At 38.5% G+C, this 19069-nt stretch carries 10 protein-coding genes; 8 read left to right on the forward strand and 2 right to left on the reverse strand.

Going from position 1 to position 19069, the window contains the following annotated elements; translation table 11 throughout:
- Positions 1–16: 16 nt before the first annotated feature.
- Entirely contained in the window at positions 17–1534 is a 1518-nt protein-coding gene (locus AC04QZ_RS22025) for a RagB/SusD family nutrient uptake outer membrane protein (protein WP_086548021.1), read from the reverse strand.
- A gap of 11 nt (positions 1535–1545) precedes the next feature.
- Complete coding sequence (locus AC04QZ_RS22030; protein WP_478359489.1) at positions 1546–4725, reverse strand: SusC/RagA family TonB-linked outer membrane protein; 3180 nt, start codon at positions 4723–4725, stop codon at positions 1546–1548.
- Positions 4726–5184: 459 nt separating this feature from the next.
- Here AC04QZ_RS22030 and AC04QZ_RS22035 point away from each other — a divergent pair, with 459 nt between their 5' ends.
- The 8 genes from AC04QZ_RS22035 to AC04QZ_RS22070 all read left to right on the forward strand — a co-directional run bounded on the left by AC04QZ_RS22035 (position 5185) and on the right by AC04QZ_RS22070 (position 19038).
- Positions 5185–7614, forward strand: coding sequence for a TonB-dependent receptor domain-containing protein (locus tag AC04QZ_RS22035; RefSeq protein ID WP_478359490.1), 2430 nt, complete (start codon positions 5185–5187; stop codon positions 7612–7614).
- Between the two features lie 26 nt (positions 7615–7640).
- Entirely contained in the window at positions 7641–10058 is a 2418-nt protein-coding gene (locus AC04QZ_RS22040; RefSeq protein ID WP_478359491.1) for a TonB-dependent siderophore receptor, read from the forward strand.
- Between the two features lie 66 nt (positions 10059–10124).
- Positions 10125–10835, forward strand: a complete 711-nt coding sequence (locus AC04QZ_RS22045; protein ID WP_478359492.1) for a DUF4198 domain-containing protein — start codon at positions 10125–10127, stop codon at positions 10833–10835.
- A 79-nt stretch (positions 10836–10914) separates the two neighbouring features.
- Positions 10915–12120 carry a PepSY-associated TM helix domain-containing protein gene (locus AC04QZ_RS22050; RefSeq protein ID WP_478359493.1) on the forward strand — a complete coding sequence of 402 codons (1206 nt, stop codon included), beginning with the start codon at positions 10915–10917 and terminating at the stop codon, positions 12118–12120.
- Between the two features lie 23 nt (positions 12121–12143).
- The gene (locus AC04QZ_RS22055) at positions 12144–13082 is read left to right on the forward strand and encodes a DUF6607 family protein (RefSeq protein ID WP_478359494.1); all 939 of its coding nucleotides are present in this window, start codon (positions 12144–12146) and stop codon (positions 13080–13082) included.
- Between the two features lie 512 nt (positions 13083–13594).
- Positions 13595–14734, forward strand: a complete 1140-nt coding sequence (locus tag AC04QZ_RS22060; protein ID WP_478359495.1) for a M28 family metallopeptidase — start codon at positions 13595–13597, stop codon at positions 14732–14734.
- 169 nt (positions 14735–14903) lie between these two features.
- Positions 14904–15980, forward strand: a complete 1077-nt coding sequence (locus AC04QZ_RS22065; protein WP_478359496.1) for a DUF5694 domain-containing protein — start codon at positions 14904–14906, stop codon at positions 15978–15980.
- 283 nt (positions 15981–16263) lie between these two features.
- Positions 16264–19038 (forward strand): outer membrane beta-barrel protein, encoded by a 2775-nt coding sequence (locus AC04QZ_RS22070; protein ID WP_478359497.1) that lies wholly within the window; start codon positions 16264–16266, stop codon positions 19036–19038.
- The last annotated feature ends 31 nt before the right edge of the window (positions 19039–19069 follow it).

A 19069-nucleotide genomic window follows, 5' to 3' on the forward strand; every position in this document is an offset into this window, starting at 1 on the left:
CTAAAGATTAATTTATTTACACTTTACCCAACCAATAGGTGGTTTGTTTTAAATATGGATTATTCCTAAACAGAGCAGGATCTACCGGCCAATAAAAGCCCTCTTTTCTAAATCTTTCTACCGGAAGCCAGTCTACAAGGAATCCATACCTTCTGGTTCTCAATAAATCATAAAACAGGTGCCCTTCTAAAAACATTTCTCTTCCGCGCTCTATAATGTATTCATCCATCACCTCATCTACGGTTAAGCCAGGATCTACCAAAACAGGATTAGGGTCGTTTCTTGTTCTAAACGTGTTAATAATAGTTGTTGCAGTAGCCGCATCTCCTTTATACAGTGCAATTTCGGCTTTTAACAACCTCATATCAGCTAAACGGAATATGATGATGTTATTGCTTAAATAAGGATTTAATTTTTGCCCTGGGTTTCGATAGGTTACATTACTGTATTTTAAAGACGCTGGTTTTTCTGGTATGGTTAAATCAAACCCTTTTTTATACCTGATATCGGTAGTCGTGTAAAAATGATCATCTAAATACCTCGGCACTACAAAATACCTTGGGTTATTACCGTTTCCAACGATATAAGATTCGTTTAAGAAAAATCCACCCACCGAACTATTTGAGCCTTCAAGGGTATTCTCGCTGATGTTGATCTCAAAAATACCTTCTGAAGAACGGCCTATAAAGGTGTTTTTATAATTTGCAGTATCTGTTAATGTATAACCTCCACGACTAATTAAGGTGTTAATGGTGGTATCGGCACTATTCACGTCAACCATATTTGGTGCATCTGATGCTACATTCGACATAGTAGCGCGCCACAAAAATAAATGAGCTAAAAGTGCATAACCAGATCCTTTATTGGCTGTCACTTTTGCATCGCCACTGTTGGCATAGTTCCAGCTTAACAAATTAATGGCTTTATGGCAATCGCTCTCAATCAGTTTCATCACTTCTGCTTTCGATGTTCTAGGCAATTGAGGTGCATTAATCGGATCTTCATAGGCTTCGGTTACAACAGGTACATCGCCCCAAACCCTAACCATCATAAAATAACTCAATGCTCTTAGAAAGTAGGCCTGTCCCATAATATTATTTCTAAATTCGGCAGGATCATCTTCAGAAGACAATTGAGAATTGCTCATGCCAGCTGCTTTTTGCAAAATGAGATTAGACATGGCAATGCTTTTATAATATAACGTATAATTTGCCAGGCTATTTAAGTTGTACTGAAAGGTAAAATCGCCATTCTGTATACCTTCCAGGCCATCTCCTGTATATTGGATGGTAAAATAATTTTTGGCGATTGCATCTCCATACATGAAATACCGGTTACTTTTATTGGTAATAGCGCTACGGAACATCGCATAATTACCAGCCATGGCACTCCTTACATCTTTGGCTGTTTTCCAAAATGTTTGCTCATATGGTGCATCTTTGGGTTCTTCGTAAAGTAATTTTTTACAGGCACTGGTGGTAACTATAATGATTACAGTACTTAATATGCTGAGTTTTGTAATTATATTTTTCATTATTGATGATATTAAAATTGAACTTGAACACCTAAAGTATATTTTTTCGGAATCGGATATCCGTTTCCATTATACTCGCCATACCCATTTACAGCCTCTGCATCTGGTAGTTTTTTAGATTGCTGGAACATCCATACGTTATCTACTACGGCAAATATTTTAAATTGACCTAAGCCCAGTTTCTTTAATGTGCTTGCATTAAGATCGTAGCCAAGGTTTATACTTTTTATTCTTAAATAACCACCTTTTTCTAAGAAGAAAGTTTGTGCTCCTGTATAATAATATCTGTAAGTACCTAAATCGTACTTGGCATATTCTGCATTATCGCCTGCACTTCTCCAGATATTCAACCGATCCAGATCTGGCGTAGAAAAATTAGCAAAATTAGCTACAGCATTTCCATCCTGAGAGTTTGCAAAACGATCGGAATCGAATAAATTGAGTACATCTCTTTTAAAGGTAAAGGTGGTAAAAATACCAAGTGTGAAATTTTTATAACTTAGGTTATTGGTAAAACCACCTGTAAAACGAGGATTTGGATCTCCAATTGGCATCTTATCCGGGTTAATACCATCATTAAAAATATCAACGAAATAATCGCCATCTAAATCAGCCAGGTAAAAATCTCCTTCGTTAAAGGTACCGTTGCTATTCCTATATCGCTCGCCGGTGAAAGGGTTCTGCGGAATATCTGAAGTTCTCGAAAACACCCCCCTGGTTTGATAAAGATAGAATGCATTAATAGGGCTGCCCACCGATAAAATATGTGTTTTATCAAATCTATCGCCACTCAAAATGATATCTCTACCGCCGTTTGGCAAACTCATGATCTGATTCTTGTTGTAAGAGATATTAAATGAGGTATACCATTTAATCTTTTTATTAATTGGGTTTGCGGTAAAAGTAAGTTCCATACCCGCATTACGTACCGAAAACGCATTGGTATAAGCAACGTCGTAACCTGAAGTAGCAGGCAAGTCTACATTAAATAATTTCTCCTTAACCTCTTTATTATACACATCAAATGAGAATGCATATTTTCCATTCTGTATCTCGATATCGGTACCAATGTTCCATTGGGTAGATTTCTCCCAGCTTAGGTCTTTTTGGGCTACCCCGTTAACAAAGTTTGGTGTTATTGAGGTAACGCCGTTGTATGACGTTGATCCGCCATTGCCTTCGAAAACACCATTATTAACAACATACTTATTATACTGCACGTAAGCATTTCTTAAATCCTCATTACCTGTTGCACCATAACTACCCCTGATTTTTACCAGTGTAAATGGATTATTGGTGATGTTTTTCATGAAATTTTCTTCAGACAAGATCCAGCCTAAAGATAGCGATGGAAACACGCCCCATTTGTTATTCTCACCAAAACCTGATGAACCATCGGTTCTTATGGTTGCAGATAACAAATATTTCTCCGCATAATCGTAATTAAAACGTCCGTAATAGGCAATTAAACCATGGGCCCTATATTGCGATAATGCACTGATATTGGCTTGTTGAAAGCCGGTGACCACCTGAATATTATCAGAAGCGCCCCCAAATCCGGCAGCCTGTGTATTTTGATACTGACTGTACTCTATGTCCTGTCCAACAACAGCTGTGAATGAGTGTTTTTGTATGGAACCGGTATAATTCAAATAATTGGAAGTCCTCAAACCCATTGCACTTGAAGAAAAGCTGGTAGAGCTATTACCAAAACCATTATTTAATAAACTACTAATACTCGCATCCCTACGTGCATTATCTGCCGTGTAAGATGACTGAGAATTTAGTGTAAAGTGTTTATTAAACTCATAAGATAAATTTAGGTTTACCCCAAACTGGTTACTGATGTTTTTATCCAGGTTTTCGCTATTGGGATTTACAAAAAAGTCGAGTTTCTCTGGTGACAAATTAAGCAGAGAAGAAGGTAAATTACCCGAGCCTATTTTGGTAGGTTTCGAAGGATCGTCAGGATCCTCATTTCCCCTGGCCCGATCAGCCCTTGAGTAATAAAACTGTGGATTGATCATCAATTTTTTGTTCAATGCCCTTGATGACAAGTTAAGCCTGCTACTGTAACGTTTAAATCCGGTCCCTTTGATAATACCCTGTTCGTTATAATAGCCTCCGCTAAAACGATAGGTCATCCCATTTTCTCCGCCACCGGTTAAACTTAAATTGTTGTCATTAATCTTACCTACCTGATAAAACAGATCCTGCCAATCGGTATTTCCGTTAAAAGCCGGGTTTAAACTATCCGTAAGTATATAAGGTAGCTGTCTTCTTTGGTCGTAGGTAAGCTGTCTTTGTAAAACTTCCATCTTTTGTCTGCGTTCTGTAGCACCGATGGTTGCCTCTCTTAAATCCGGCCTTTGCACAAAACCTACATAAGAACTCAGGCTAACTTTAGTTTCGCCGCCTGTTCCTTTTTTTGTGGTGATTAAGATTACACCATTAGCTGCCCTCGAGCCATAAATAGCCGCAGCCGATGCATCTTTTAATACATCTATCGATTCAATATCATTCGGATTGATACCCGCTAAATAGTTAGTACCGGTTCCTGTTCCAGGCGGCACAAAATCATCTGACGACTGCGGTATTCCATCCACCACATATAAAGGTGATCGTATCGTATTATACTGATCGTAGCTGGTGCTCGCTGTAGAGTTACCCCTTACCGATACAGATGGAGATACGCCGGGCTGACCTGTAAAATTTTGAACATTTACACCCGAAAGCCTACCCTGTAACAATTGATCGAAACTTGATGCTGGTAAATTGGCCAGTTCTTTTCCCGAAATACTGGAAATGGAAGCCGTTGTTTTCTTCCTTGTAATTTTCTGATAGCCAATAAGTACCACCTCATCCAGCATCTTATTGTCATCAGCCAGCGTAAAGTTTAAAGTACTGTTTCCATTAAGCGGTTTTTCTACCGGCAGGAAACCTACTATTCTGGCGACGATAACGGCCTTCTCGTTTTGTATGGTCAGTACATATTTACCCTCGGCATTAGTTGATGTACCATTTTTTGTCCCTTTTTCTAATATAGATACCCCGGGGATGGGGCTTTGATTCTGATCTAAAACGGTTCCTTTGATTGTTTTCTGCGCAAAAGCGAGCCAGGGAATGAGCAAATAAAAAAAAGTTGCCGCTAAAAATTTCACATAGCAATGTCTTGTAGAAGTTTTTTCCATTGATGATTTAGTTAGTTAGGTTTTATTACAAACTAAAAGTATCAATATTTTTACTCAGATTTTAATTTTTTTTTGATCAAAAGGAACCATATTTTAACCTAAAAACTGGTCGATATACCATATTTTGTTTCACAAAAAATGACATTTGTAATTAATAATCTACCGCTAACTGCTCAAAACGGCTCATTTCACTAAATAAGCTCATATTCTTACCCATCACCAAATTAAATTTGGAGAAATTCTACCAAAAGTTTAGTTGTAAAAAAATGCGCTTAAACACGGATAAAATATCGACTAAAACGTTAAAGTAATTCGTTTCTTTTTATCCAAAAAGAGAAATATAACACCCAGATACAGGCCTCAAATTTATCTATTTAGAATAATTCAAAATAATTTGGATAATACGTTTTTCTACCGTTATTTTGCAGCTGTTTAGAATTAATCCAAATAAATATTATCATGCTTAAAATCAGACTTTTCAGTATAACGTTTCTTTTAACTTTTACCAGTCTACTCTCCTTTGCCCAGCAGTTTGCGACCATAAGTGGTACCGTTACCACTTCCGACGGTAAACCAGCAGCTTATATTTCAGTAGGTTTAAAAGGAAAAGGTCTGGGAAATGTAACTAACGAAAAGGGTATTTTCGAAATCCAGCGGGTTAAACCAGGATCATATATCTTAAGGGTATCGGCTGTTGGTATCCAAAACATAGACAAACCAGTGACGATTACCGCTGGTGAGCACAAAACTGTTGATTTTGTAATCAACCAAAATTCAAACCAACTTAATGAAGTAAATATTAACCAGGGCGTAAATAAGTATATCGCTAAGAAAAGTGAATTTGTTTCGAAAATGCCACTTAATAACTTAGAAAACCCGCAGGTATATACCACAATTACGAAAGAAACAATGGCCGATCAGCTTGTGTTTTCGGTTGATGATGCAGCCCGTAATGCCACTGGTATTCAAAAAATGTGGGAATCAACTTCACGGGGTGGCGATGGTGGTGCTTATTACGCATCAAGAGGTTTTATTGTACAGGCGAAACTGAGAAACGGAATTGCTGGTAACGTAACCGGCCGTAACGATGCCGCTAACTTAGAAAATGTTGAGTTTATTAAAGGCCCATCTGCTACATTATTTGGTAGTACATTAACCTCATATGGTGGTTTAATTAACCGTATTACCAAAAAACCTTTTGAAGGAACCGGAGGCGCGGTAAGTTTTTCGACAGGCAGCTACGATTTTAACAGGGTTAGTACCGATTTCAATTTTCCTGTTGATAAAGATAACCACATTTATGCCCGATTAAATACTTCATATAATTATAAAGGTTCTTTTCAGGAGAATGTGTTTGACAAAGGTTTCTTCATTGCGCCGAGCTTATCATATAAAGTAAACGATAAATTAGACTTTGTTTTCGATGCAGAAATTGCCAATGGTACAAGCACCCTAAAACCTTTTGTTTTCTTCTATTTCCCGGTTGCACAACTGGGTTTTGACAGGGCAGACCAAGCTGGAATAGCTTACGACAAATCCTTTACGGGAGACGCGATGAAGCAGAAATACAATAGTTCTAACTTCTTCGCACAGGCTAATTATAAGTTTAACGATAATTGGTCTTCGCACACCAGTTTTTCAAGCAATTATAGTTTCTCTAATGGCCGTGGCACATATTTGTTCCTGGTACCAAACAGCTATTTTAATCCTGCTGCCGCACCAGGTGCCGAAGTTTTATCCAGAGCAGATCAATCAACCGATAACAGTAAGGTTTTTACCTACGAGGTACAACAAAATTTTAATGGCACTTTCAACTTAGGTTCGGTAAAAAACAGAATGGTTTTAGGTCTGGATTATTTACGTCAAAACTCCGATCAGCTATTTTATTCGATCGATACTTTTGATATAACCAATAAAAACGGAACAGGTGCAAATTACAATGACTTTACGGAACATAATCTGGCCGCATTTTATGCTGCACTTCCTAATGTTCCTAAATATCCGTATAACTTTAAAACCAATACCTACAGTGCTTATGTTTCTGATGTAATTAACTTAACAGACAGGTTAATTGCCCTGGCCGCTTTAAGAGTAGACCGGTTTGATAACAAAGGTAACTCTGACCGTGCAGGTTCAGCTCCAAAAGGTGCTTACAAACAAACCGTTTTTTCTCCAAAATTCGGTTTGGTATTTCAGCCGATTAAAGATCAGTTATCATTATTTGCCAATTACCAGAATGGTTTTAACAATGTTAATGGTATCGATTATAAAGGTGATACTTTTAAAGCCGAGCAGGCGAACCAAATTGAAGGTGGTGTTAAAACGAACATCTTTAATGGAAAATTAACAGGCGCTGTATCTTACTACTATATTAAAGTTAAAGACATTGTTAGGGGCTATAACCAAGATGCCAGTAATCCTAATGCACAAATTCAGGATGGCAATAAAATTAGCAAAGGTATCGAAGCTGAAGTTATTGCAAACCCTGTTGACGGTTTAAATATTATTGCAGGTTTCGCTTATAACGATAACCATTTAGAAAATGCATCGCCAGATGTAGAAGGCAGAAGAGATGCTTATTCAGCAGCGCCATACTCAGCAAACTTATGGATCAGTTATAAATTCAATGCCGGCTCGCTTAAGGGTTTTGGATTAGGCGCAGGTGGTAATTATGCAAGCGACAACAAAATTGTAAATAGTGTAAGCCAGGGGGTATTTATATTACCTGCTTATAAGGTTTTCAATGCCTCGGTATTTTACGATCATTCAAGATTCAGAATCGGAGCCAAAGTAGACAACTTTACCAACCAAAAATACTGGACAGGTTACAGCACCATGAATCCTCAAGACCTGAGAACTGTTACCGGCAGCGTTACCTACAAATTCTAATTAAAAACAACAATAAATATTAAAAAATGAATAAAATTAAACCCATTAGCTTAACGTTCTTATGCTCTCTCTTTAGCTTATTTTCATTTGCGCAACAATTTGGAACAATAAAGGGAAAGATTAGCACTTCTAATGGAAAACCAGCGGCCTTTATTTCAATTGGGTTAAAGGGCAAGGGTCAAGGCACTACATCAGATGATAATGGCTTATACACCATAAACCGTGTTAAAGCCGGAACTTATACAATTAAAGCTTCTGCAGTTGGTATCGACGCCTCAGAAAAAAGCATTACGATTGTTGCAGGTGAGACTAAAATTATCGATTTCATATTGAAAGAAAATGATCAGGCGCTGGAGGAAATTACAATAGCGGGTATCAATCAAAAATACAAAGTAAGCTTACCCTCTGCTACACTCAGGTTAAACGAACCATTGTTAGAGGCGCCACAAAACATTCAAATTGTAAGTAGTGGAATCCTTAAAGACCAGCAGATCATTAGCATGAGCGATGGCTTGATTAGAAATGTAAGTGGTGCAGTTCGCCTTGAACACTGGGGAGATATGTACACCAATATTTTAATGCGCGGATCGCAAATCCAGGCCATGCGTAATGGGTTCAATGTGGTTTCATCTTACTGGGGGCCATTAACCGAAGACATGAGCTTTGTTGATCATATTGAGTTTGTTAAAGGTCCTGCCGGATTTATGCTGGGCAATGGCGATCCAAGCGGGATGTATAACGTGGTGACCAAAAAACCTACCGGTTTAAACCAGGGCGAGGTTTCGTTTACTGCCGGAAGCTTCGATTTATACCGTACAACAATTGACCTTGACCACAAACTAACAGCTGATGGTAAATTCTTATTCAGGTTAAATGCAGCTGCACAAAATAAGGGATCGTTCAGACCATTCGAACAAAATGACCGCTACAGTTTTGCTCCCGTATTAAGTTATCAAATAACACCGGGCACCAAGCTAACAGCAGAGTATACTTTGCAAAATGCAAAAATGACTGAGGTAGGTTCTTATTATATTTTTAATACTGCCGGGTATGCCAGCTTACCAAGGGAGTTTACTTTAACACAACCTGGCGTACAGCCTAACCGAATCAACGACCATAGTGTAACATTGAACTTAACACAACAACTAGGTCAGAATTGGAAATTAACTGCACAGGCAGCTTATTATAAATATTTACAAAATGGCACAAGCTCATGGCCATCAGCAGTATATCCAAATGGTACCATTATTCGTAATGTTGGGATATGGGATGCTGAAAGCAGCATGAAATTAGCTCAGTTATTTGTGAATGGAACGGTTAAAACAGGTGGCATTGTACACCGCATTTTAGCTGGTTTTGATGGTGGCAAGAAAAATTATATGGCCGATTGGGGTCAGTCTCACGATTTAGATCTCGCCAGTTCTCCATTTAATTTATACAATCCCAATTATGGCTTCCCGTCAAACGGTTATCCAAACTTTGACCGTGTTACTCCATTAGAACAAAGGGCTATTGCAGCAGGAGGTTTAATGGATCAAAAATACTTAAGCGGTTATGTTCAGGATGAATTAGGCTTTTTCAATAATATTGTTCGTTTAACCCTTGCTGGTCGTTACACTTATGTAAGTCAATCGGCCTGGGGTGGTTCACCTGATAAAGCCAAACACGTAACCCCAAGGGTTGGCTTAAGCGTATCGGTTGATAAAAACACTTCTGTTTATGCGGTTTACGATGAAGCTTTTACCCCACAGACCGGCTTTTTCCGGGATGGTGGCACCGCAAAACCCATTACCGGTAACAACAAAGAATTGGGCATCAAAAAAGACTGGTTTGACGGCCGTTGGAACACCACCCTATCCGTTTATAGAATTACCAAACAGAATGAGATTACCGGAGATCCACTTAACAAGGCGGGAGAAACTTTCAGTATTGTAATTGGCGAAAAAAGAGCACAAGGTATAGAGTTTGATATCCGTGGTGAATTGGCCAAAGGATTAAACTTAATTGCAAACTATGCCTATACCGATGCCAAGGTAACAAAGGTAGCAGATGGAGTTGAAGGCGTTTTTGTAGGTCAGGTCGTACCAGGTTTTTCAAAACATACCACGAATGCATGGTTAACCTATTCATTACAGAATGGTCTGCTTAAAGGTGCAGGGATTTCTGGAGGTTTTACATACCTGGCTGGTAGAGCAGTAGGAACATACAGCGGAGAAAACGCCAACGAAAATCTTCCTGATTATTTTAAACTGGATGGAGGCTTATTCTGGTCGCATAAAAAAATAAAAATAACCGCCAATGTATTTAACATTTTAGACAAGTATTTGTATAGTGGTGCGTATTATACCAATTACTGGAATGCTCCAACCTACGATTTACCAGTCTACTCATGGCAAGCCGAAGCACCAAGAAACTACAGAGTAAGCGTAGCCTATAAATTTTAATTAAATCAATCAGGAGCAATTGGATCAGATCAATTTCTCCTGGTTTTAAAACCCAACCCAGAAAACATGAAAACTAAAATCTCATTATTATTTTTCTTTCTAGCCTTTAGCATTTCGAGCGCATTTGCACATGCTTTATGGATAGAAACAGCCTCAACAGGTAAAAAAGGACAAGCACAGGAAGTGAAAGTTTTCTTCGGAGAATACGAGAGCAACGAACCTGACTCAGCCGCAAAATGGTTTAGCAATTTAAAACAATTCAGCCTGGTGTTAACCGCTCCAAACGGAACAACTAAGGTTTTAACCACAGCTCCGGATGTACGTTTTTTTAAAACAAGTTTCACTCCTGATCAGGATGGCACCTATAAACTTTCTGTAGTTCATGAAGTTGCTGACATTTATGAAAAAGCTAAAATTGAATATTATGCCTTTGCAGATGTGGCAGTAGGAAATGCAAAAGTAAACACGGCTTTCCCTGCAACTGCAGCATTAACCATCAGACCGGATAAACATGCTTTAAAAGTGGGTGAAACTTCAGTTCATCAGGTAATTTACAACAAAGCTCCTTTTGCAAAACAAAAGTTAACGGTTGTAAATGCTGAAAGAAAAGCACAACCTGCTGAAACCGATGCAGAAGGAAAATTCACTTTCAAACCAGAACAAAAAGGAAATTATTTTCTGGAAGCCTTTACAGAAGATAAAACGCCCGGAAAATTAAATGGAAAAGATTACGATAAAGTTTGGCATTTAGTCACTTATACTACTGCAGTTAAGTAGTCGTAAATTTTTATAAAAATTTAAAGCCAATTAGTCTTAAAAAAGGCTAATTGGTTCTTTTATTCATACCACTTTGCTAATGGCACTAACAAAAACATCAACCAAATCAAAAAACAAGAAATCGCGACTAAGACGGATCAGCGACTGGCTGCACCTGTGGCTGGGCATTGCATCAGGATTAATTGTATTGATGTTAGGCGTTACAGGATGCATGTACGTTTTTCAAAAAGAAATTACTGAACTGATTCACCGCAAAGCCTATTTTGTTGATGTTCCTTCAAATCCTAAAACCTTACCACTAAGTTTACTACAAACCAATGCCGAAAAAGCATTGGGGAATCAAAAGAAAATCAGCTTTATTTCTACATACAAGACACCGGGAAGAGCCTGGGAATTTGGCACTTATAAGGCCGGCGACCCTAAAGCCTTCTGGTATTTCGATTCAGTTGATTATTACGATCTCGTATTGGTAAACCCATATACAGGAAAAGTAACCCTGGTTGCCGACCATAAATATGAGTTTTTTGCCGTAGTTAAAATGATCCACTGGAGTTTACTGATCAATCATCCCATTGGCCAGCAGATCATCGGTTGGTCGACTTTCATTTTTGTATTCCTGCTCATTTCAGGCATGGTCATGTGGTGGCCGAAAAACCTCAAAAAATCGAATTTCGATAAGAGTTTTAAAGTAAAATGGAAGGCCAAATTTAAACGCATTAATTACGACATGCACAATGTGCTGGGCTTTTATGTCATGCTGATTTGTTTAATGCTGGCGTTAACAGGTTTGGTTTGGGCATTCCAATGGTTCCAGGGGGCAGTTTATGTGGTGGCATCAGGAAGCACTACGCCACCCAAAGTGGTAGAGGTAAAATCAGATTCAACAAAAAGCATTAAAGCCATTCCATTCGATATTGCTTTTGATCAGGCCAAAAAGATCTTTAAAAACGAAGACCGCATTGGGATGTCGCCGGCAGCACCTGGTACAGCAACCATCTATGCCACAGGTTATCGGGGTGAAGAAACCTATTGGAATTATGATGTGATCCAGTTCGATCAATACTCGGGTAAGTTATTGCATAGAACAAACCAATCAGAAAAAAATGGTGGTGAAACGGTAATTGGCATGAACTACGATATCCACGTTGGGGCCATTTTAGGATTAACCGGAAAAATAATGGCCTTTTTTGCCAGTTTAATCGCAGCAAGTTTACCCATAACCGGATTTATTATCTGGTGGGGAAAAGGAAAAAAGAAAAAAAATACCGCAGTGGCGGAAAACTAAATACACCCTAATTAATCATAAAAATGAAATTTTTAAACCTAATTTTAGTATTGAGCGGTTTAATCACCCTTAATGCTCATGCACAAACAAAAGCAGACACTCCCGAAGAAAAACTAGAAAAGGATAGAAAAGCAATAAAATCTTTAGCTGGTTTTTATGAAGTAAACTTCAACTATGGTGAAATTACCGCCCCAGATCCAAGTTACAAATTCAGCAAGCCTTACGAAAGCCACGGCAACGAATGGGCAGAGATTATTGTAGATGAACCTAAAAGAATTGTGATTCAGCACATGCTGGCCATTAACGATACCACGGTTATTAAACACTGGCGCCAGGACTGGACGTATGAAGATACCAACATTATGCTTTATACCGAAGGTAATGCGTGGAAAAAGGGCAATTTAACTCCGGCTGATGTGAAAGGAAAATGGACGCAAAAAGTTTATCAGGTTGATGATAGTCCACGTTACCAGGGCTACGGAACCTGGAGCCATGTTGGCGGTCATGATTCATGGTCGAGCGAAACCGACTCTCCACTACCAAGAAGAGAATCTACTGTGCGTAAAGATTACAATGTATTAAACCGCGGCAGCAGAATTACCATCACTAAAAATGGTTGGATGTTTGAGCAGGACAATAAAAAAATTGTGCGTTCGGCCAGTGGCGATAAACTTTTAGCTGTTGAAAAAGGTTATGAGGAATTTACGAAAATAGATCCTAAAACTTTTGCATATGCACAAAAATGGTGGGCCAGCCAGCAAACTTATTGGGCAGATGTACGTGGCGTTTGGGCTGATATTATTGGCTCACAAAATACATTTAAAGTACAAACCATGGCCAACGGCAAATTGCTGTACGAAACCCTTTTTAACCTGGGCGATCAATCTATTAAAGAAAAATGGTCAGCAAACCAGAATAAAGAAAAAATTAAAACTGCTTTACAGCCTTATCTGGTAAAGTAAAACAATTGTTTTTATAATGAATGGTTGATGGTTAATAGCAATGGTCTGTTAACTATCAACCATTTTTTACTTAAACCTTACAAGCGATAAGCAAGAGCCATTTTAACCTTTTACTTATTAGTTACATAATGATATGGGCGTTCCCCAATCCCGTGAAATACGGGAAAGGGTCGGGCTTTTCAGGGCTGCGCTGCGCTCCGGTACCGGTGAAAACCGGCACAGAACCCTTACAATCCCTAACGCAGATTTACAATAATAAAATACTCTTACGGCTTTGACTAGCTTCATCTTTAAACTTAAGAACTACAGGCCCAAGTTAAATAAACCTGATAAAGCGGAAAGCCCGGAACGAGGCACGAGTGAGGACTTGAAGCGATAGCAGGACTTTCGTAAACGAAGCACACCGAACCTTTATTTACAAAAAAATTGACCATCTAAATTGTAGGTGTATCAAGGTTATACCGTTTAAAAACCGTAAGGTTGTTGTCCAATTTAATTTATTAAATTTCGGGATGAAAAAATTTGGCTTCATCATCTTCCTTTTTTTAGCAATCAATACTTTCGCCCAAGATTCTACTTATACCAGAAATATCATTAACACCCTGACATCAAAAGAATTTTGGGGCAGGGGTTATACCCGAGATGGGATGAAAAAATCTGCAACATACCTTGCAGAAGCTTATCAGAAAATCGGTCTATTGCCGATGGGAGCAAATTATAAACAGGTTTTTAATTTCCCTGTAAATACTTTTCCAGGAAAAATGATGGTGGCCATTAACGGCCAAAAACTCATCCCCGGTAACGATTTCATTGTGAATAACGAAGGCCCTGGTATTAAACAAAAAGCAATTTTAAACAAGATGGATAGCCTTCATTATCAGGCTTCGCCATCATTAAATATTTTGTTAAAAGACAAATTAACCTGGTCTGTAGCAACAGAAGTCGGCGATTTAACCACGATTCAGATCAATAAAAAGCGTTTAACAGCAATACCGAAAACAATTAGCGTCGACATCGAAAATAAATTCATTCCCGATTTTCAGGCTGCCAATGTTTGCGGTTTAGTTAAGGGCACTAAATTTCCTGATTCTCTTTTAATCATTACTGCACATTACGATCATTTGGGCGGAATGGGTGCTGATACCTATTTCCCTGGTGCAAATGATAATGCTGCCGGGGTAGCCACTTTATTGAGTCTCGCCAAATATTATGCCGCACATCCCCAGGCCTATTCTATTGGTTTTATCTGTTTTGCAGCTGAAGAAGCCGGATTATTGGGATCGAGATATTTTGTAGAAAACCCTTTGGTTCCTTTAAGCAAAATAAAATTTCTGATCAACCTGGATTTAGTTGGCACGGGCGAGGCTGGAATGACGGTAGTTAACGCATCTGTTTATCCTAAAGCATTTGCCATGCTCAACGCCATCAACAATGAAAATCAATATATCTCCAAAATAAACCAGAGAGGTAAAGCCGCCAACAGCGATCATTATTTCTTTACCGAAAAAGGTGTCCCTGCATTCTTCATTTACACACAGGGCGGTCCCACTGCCTATCACGATGTGTTCGATAAACCAGAAACTTTACCACTTACCGAATACCAGGATCTGTTTAAATTAATTGTTGCGTTCAATCAAAAATTGATGGAATAGCCTCTGTTTGATAAGGGAACTTTAAATCTCGATTCAAACCTTTAATGTCGAACACCCAAGGGTTGGATTCCTTTTTCACCGGTTGGGATAATATTACAGGCCTTTGGGATAATTAAATATAGCAATCAAGCCTGTATAATCATCTTTGAATCAACAAAAACGATTCATTATGAAAACCATCCCAAAACTTAGTCTTGCATTTTTATTGTTAATTGCAACTGCAGTTAAATCGAATGCCCAGAACCCCATGGAGATTGTTATATTAGGCTCTTCGCACGACAACTCCAAATCGGCACAAAACTTTCAGGCGATCATTGATAAACTTAAAAACTTTAAACCTGATATGGTTTTTGGCGAATACCTGCCCCAGAGTGATTATGCCAAACTGGAAGAAAGCAACTGGGCTAAAAAATCATTTAGAAAAGGACATGATTATTTAGAAAAATTAAATCCGGCATCTCCGAAAAATATTGATGCACAAATTAAAAAAGACCAAAAAGCACTCGCCTCATTCCCTTATTACCATAAAACCAGAATGAATTTAGCTGTTCACTATGCTAAAAGCTGGGACAGGGGAAATGCCGATTACCAGATTTTTGTACTCGAGAATTATATGAAAGAAAGCTTTGGCAAAGAAGAACAGGCTGAATACACCAAAATGTTCGGCAGCATAGATTCATTAAAAAAAGTTGGTTTTTATAGAACCGGGAGTGAATATACTAAAATCTATTTCCCACTTATTTATCAGTTGAAGCAAGATCAGATTTACAATATGGATTGCCAGACTTACGATAAACCATGGAGCGAAGCCTGGGCCAGGACTGATTCGTTATACAAAATCCTGATCAATAAAGCCAAGGCCGATACCACTTCACCAGAGGCCCTTACCGTTAAAGCACTGGAAAAATACTGGAGCTATAGTGATGAAGAATCAAAGGTTTTTAATGCCGATCCATATGCTGGCATGAATACGTTAAGATACGGCGTACTGGATGAATCTATGAATTTTTATGGTGGCCGTCACTTTTATGGCTATGCGGGTTTCCCTACCGAAACGGTGAAAGAGATGATTGCACAATGGACTTTAAGAAACGAAGGAATGTGTAAAAATATTATCGATCAGGCAAAGGCAAAAAAAGCCAAAAGGATTGTAGTCGGTGTTGGCGCATCTCACCGCAAATGGATGGAAGAAATTTTAGCCAAAAACCCAGCTGTTAAAATCATCAACTATAACGATTTACATTAATTATACGCTCCTATTATTAAGCCTCATTGCATTAGCTTGAGGCTTTTTTATTTTAGTCCGTGTAATTTTTTCGTTTTGTATTTGCAAAAATATGGTAAGCCAGCTATTTTTACCTAAAAGATTAGTTGTTTTCGGTTGAAATGCAACGTTTAGTTAGCCCGTACGTCTATTAATGAAATTAAGCCAGACATTTAGTCTGTCACATTTTTTATATCGTTCATCACATTTATCTATACCGTAAAAACATAGCGCCTAATTTTAGTTTGCTTATTTAAACCTGTACATGAAGAAACTCCTGCTTTCAATCGGCCTTATCCTAACTATTTTTAATTTATTTGCACAAAAAAACGGAAGCATTACCGGAATTTTAGCCGATAGTGCCAATCGCAAAAACACCTTAAATTACGCCACAGTTTCAGTATATAAAGTTGGCGATAGTGTATTAAACACTTATAAATTATCGGATGATAAAGGTATTTTTAAAATCAATGGACTAACCATAGGCGTAAAATACCGTTTAGTGGTAACCGCATGGCAATATGGAACTTACCGGAAAGAGGTAGAACTAACTGCAGCCAACCCCGCCTTAAATCTGGGCACTCTTTATCTTTCTGTTAAGGCGAATGACTTAAATGAAGTGGTAATTTCGGGAGAAAGACCACCTGTAATTGTTCGTAAAGATACCATTGAGTTTAATGCCGAGTCTTTTAAAACACTGCCATCGGCGGTGGTAGAAGATCTGCTAAAAAAGCTACCCGGGGTTGCAATCGCTGCCGATGGGTCTATACAGGTTAATGGCAAAGCAGTGAGTAAAATTTTAGTAGACGGAAAGGAGTTTTTTGGTGGCGACCAGCAGATTGCAACGAAAAACCTACCCGCAAACATCATCGATAAGGTGCAGGTGGTTGATGATAAGCAGGCTAAAAGACGCGATCCGGATTTAACCGCAGCAGAAATTCCGCAGATTATCAATTTAAAACTAAAAAAAGCCATTAAAAAGGGTGCTTTCGGTAAATTATATGCTGGTGGAGGGTTAAAAGAGCTGTATCAGGCCGGTGGATTAATGAACTTTTTTAGGGATACCACACAGGTGAGTATACTGGCATACGGCAACAACATTAACCAGCCAGGTTTTAACCCCAACGATGTACAGCGGATAGGTGGTTTTAACCGCAGTGGCATCAATTCCATGATGATGAATTCTACCGGTTATTTCGAGTTTAATGGCATTAATTTCGGTGGCAGTTATAATGGTGTCCAAACTTCTTCGGGTGGTGGTTTTAACTTTAACACCCTAACCAAAAAGGGGATCAAAATTAACACACAATATTTCTTTGGCCGATCGGACAATCTTTTAGAAAAACTCACCAATACCAACCAGACATTAGGTACCGACAGGTTGATTACCAATGCCAGCGAAAATACCAAAGCACTGATATTGAAACATAATATAGGCGGAAAGTTAGACTGGCAAATCGATTCTTTAACACAGCTCACTATCGAGCCGGCAATTGTACTAAGTGCTAACAATTCGGTAAGCAAGGTCTCTTCGCGTAATAACAATGCGAACAACCAACTCATTAACACGCTCCAAAATTTAAATGACCTGAATACTTCGAGTAACAAATATCAGCTGAGAGCAGATTTTAGTAAGGATTTTAAAAAGGCAGGAAGATCTTTAAACCTGGGCACCGATATTTCGGCAACACCAAATCCAATTCTTAATTACAACAGAAGCACCAGTGTTTTTTACCTCACACCATCCACCTCAGAAATAGATCAGTTGAGGAACAATACCATTGATAATTTCAGGTCTTACTTATATGGCAACTATACCGAACCCATTAGTAAAAAACTGTATTTCAAAGCCGATGTAAGTGGAAACATCATTAATAACGAAAATGCACTCAGCACTTTTTATCGCAATCCGGCTAACCAGCTGTACGATATTGCAATCCCCAATTTATCGCAAACCGTTAAACAAGCCGGTTTCAAAACCAACACCAATATTAGCCTCGGATACAAGGTAACTAAAGACCTCTTCCTTCAGCCAGGATTGGTACATAACTATATTTCGTTAAACAACCGCTTTACCAATAGCGCAGATATCGATCAGCGTTATAATTTTATGTGGCCGACATTCCAGTTGAAGTACAAAATATTCCGTTTTAACTATTCAGCCCGCTTTGCAGAGCCGAATGTAAGTTATCTTCAGCCCGTGGCAGATAATACCAATGCATTTTACATCAGAAACGGCAATCCGAACCTTTTGCCCGCCCGTACGCAGAATTTAAGCATGAATATGTACAAATACGATCCTAAAAGTCTCATTAACTATAATTTATATGGCTATGGTAGTTTCACAAAAAATGGTGTGGTTAACACTATTACCATAAATAATGGCGTTCAAACAATCAATCCGGTTAACAAAAGCGGTATTTATAATTTTAGTGGTGGAGCAAATATTTCGAAAGATTTCAAAAAAGATAAAACCAGTTTAAAAGTAGGTTTAGGTTTCTGGGCCAATTTTGATCATACACCGGTTATTGTGAACAATATCCAAAGTGATGCGAATGTATTTTACGTAGGGCCAAATGGAAGTGTGAGGTTAAACCTGAACGATAAGGTAGAAATTAACCAATCGTATTCGGTTAACCTGAACAGGAGTAGATACGACGACAGTTTTTACACCAATATCAGTTACAATACCCATCAAAGCACTTCCGAACTGATTATCCGTTATCCCAAAAAACTGGTTTTCGAAACCAGCTATTCTCTAACCATCAACGATCAAAACATTGCCGGATATAACAATAACATCAAATTCTGGAATGCTGCCCTTACTTACCTGTTCATGAAAAACGACAGGGCGCAATTAAAATTCTCGGTGAATGATATTTTACAGAGCAATGTGCGAAGGAATATCCAGATTACAGGCAATAGCATTATCGACACACAGAGTAATAACCTGGGTAGATATGGCATGCTTACGCTTACTTATAATATCCAAAACTTTGGACAAAAAGTTGGTGGCCGGCAAACATTTTTTAGTTTTTAAAGCGCCCGTCTGATACAGGGGGCTGTGCCCC

It is taken from the genome of Pedobacter folensis (genome assembly GCF_056490665.1).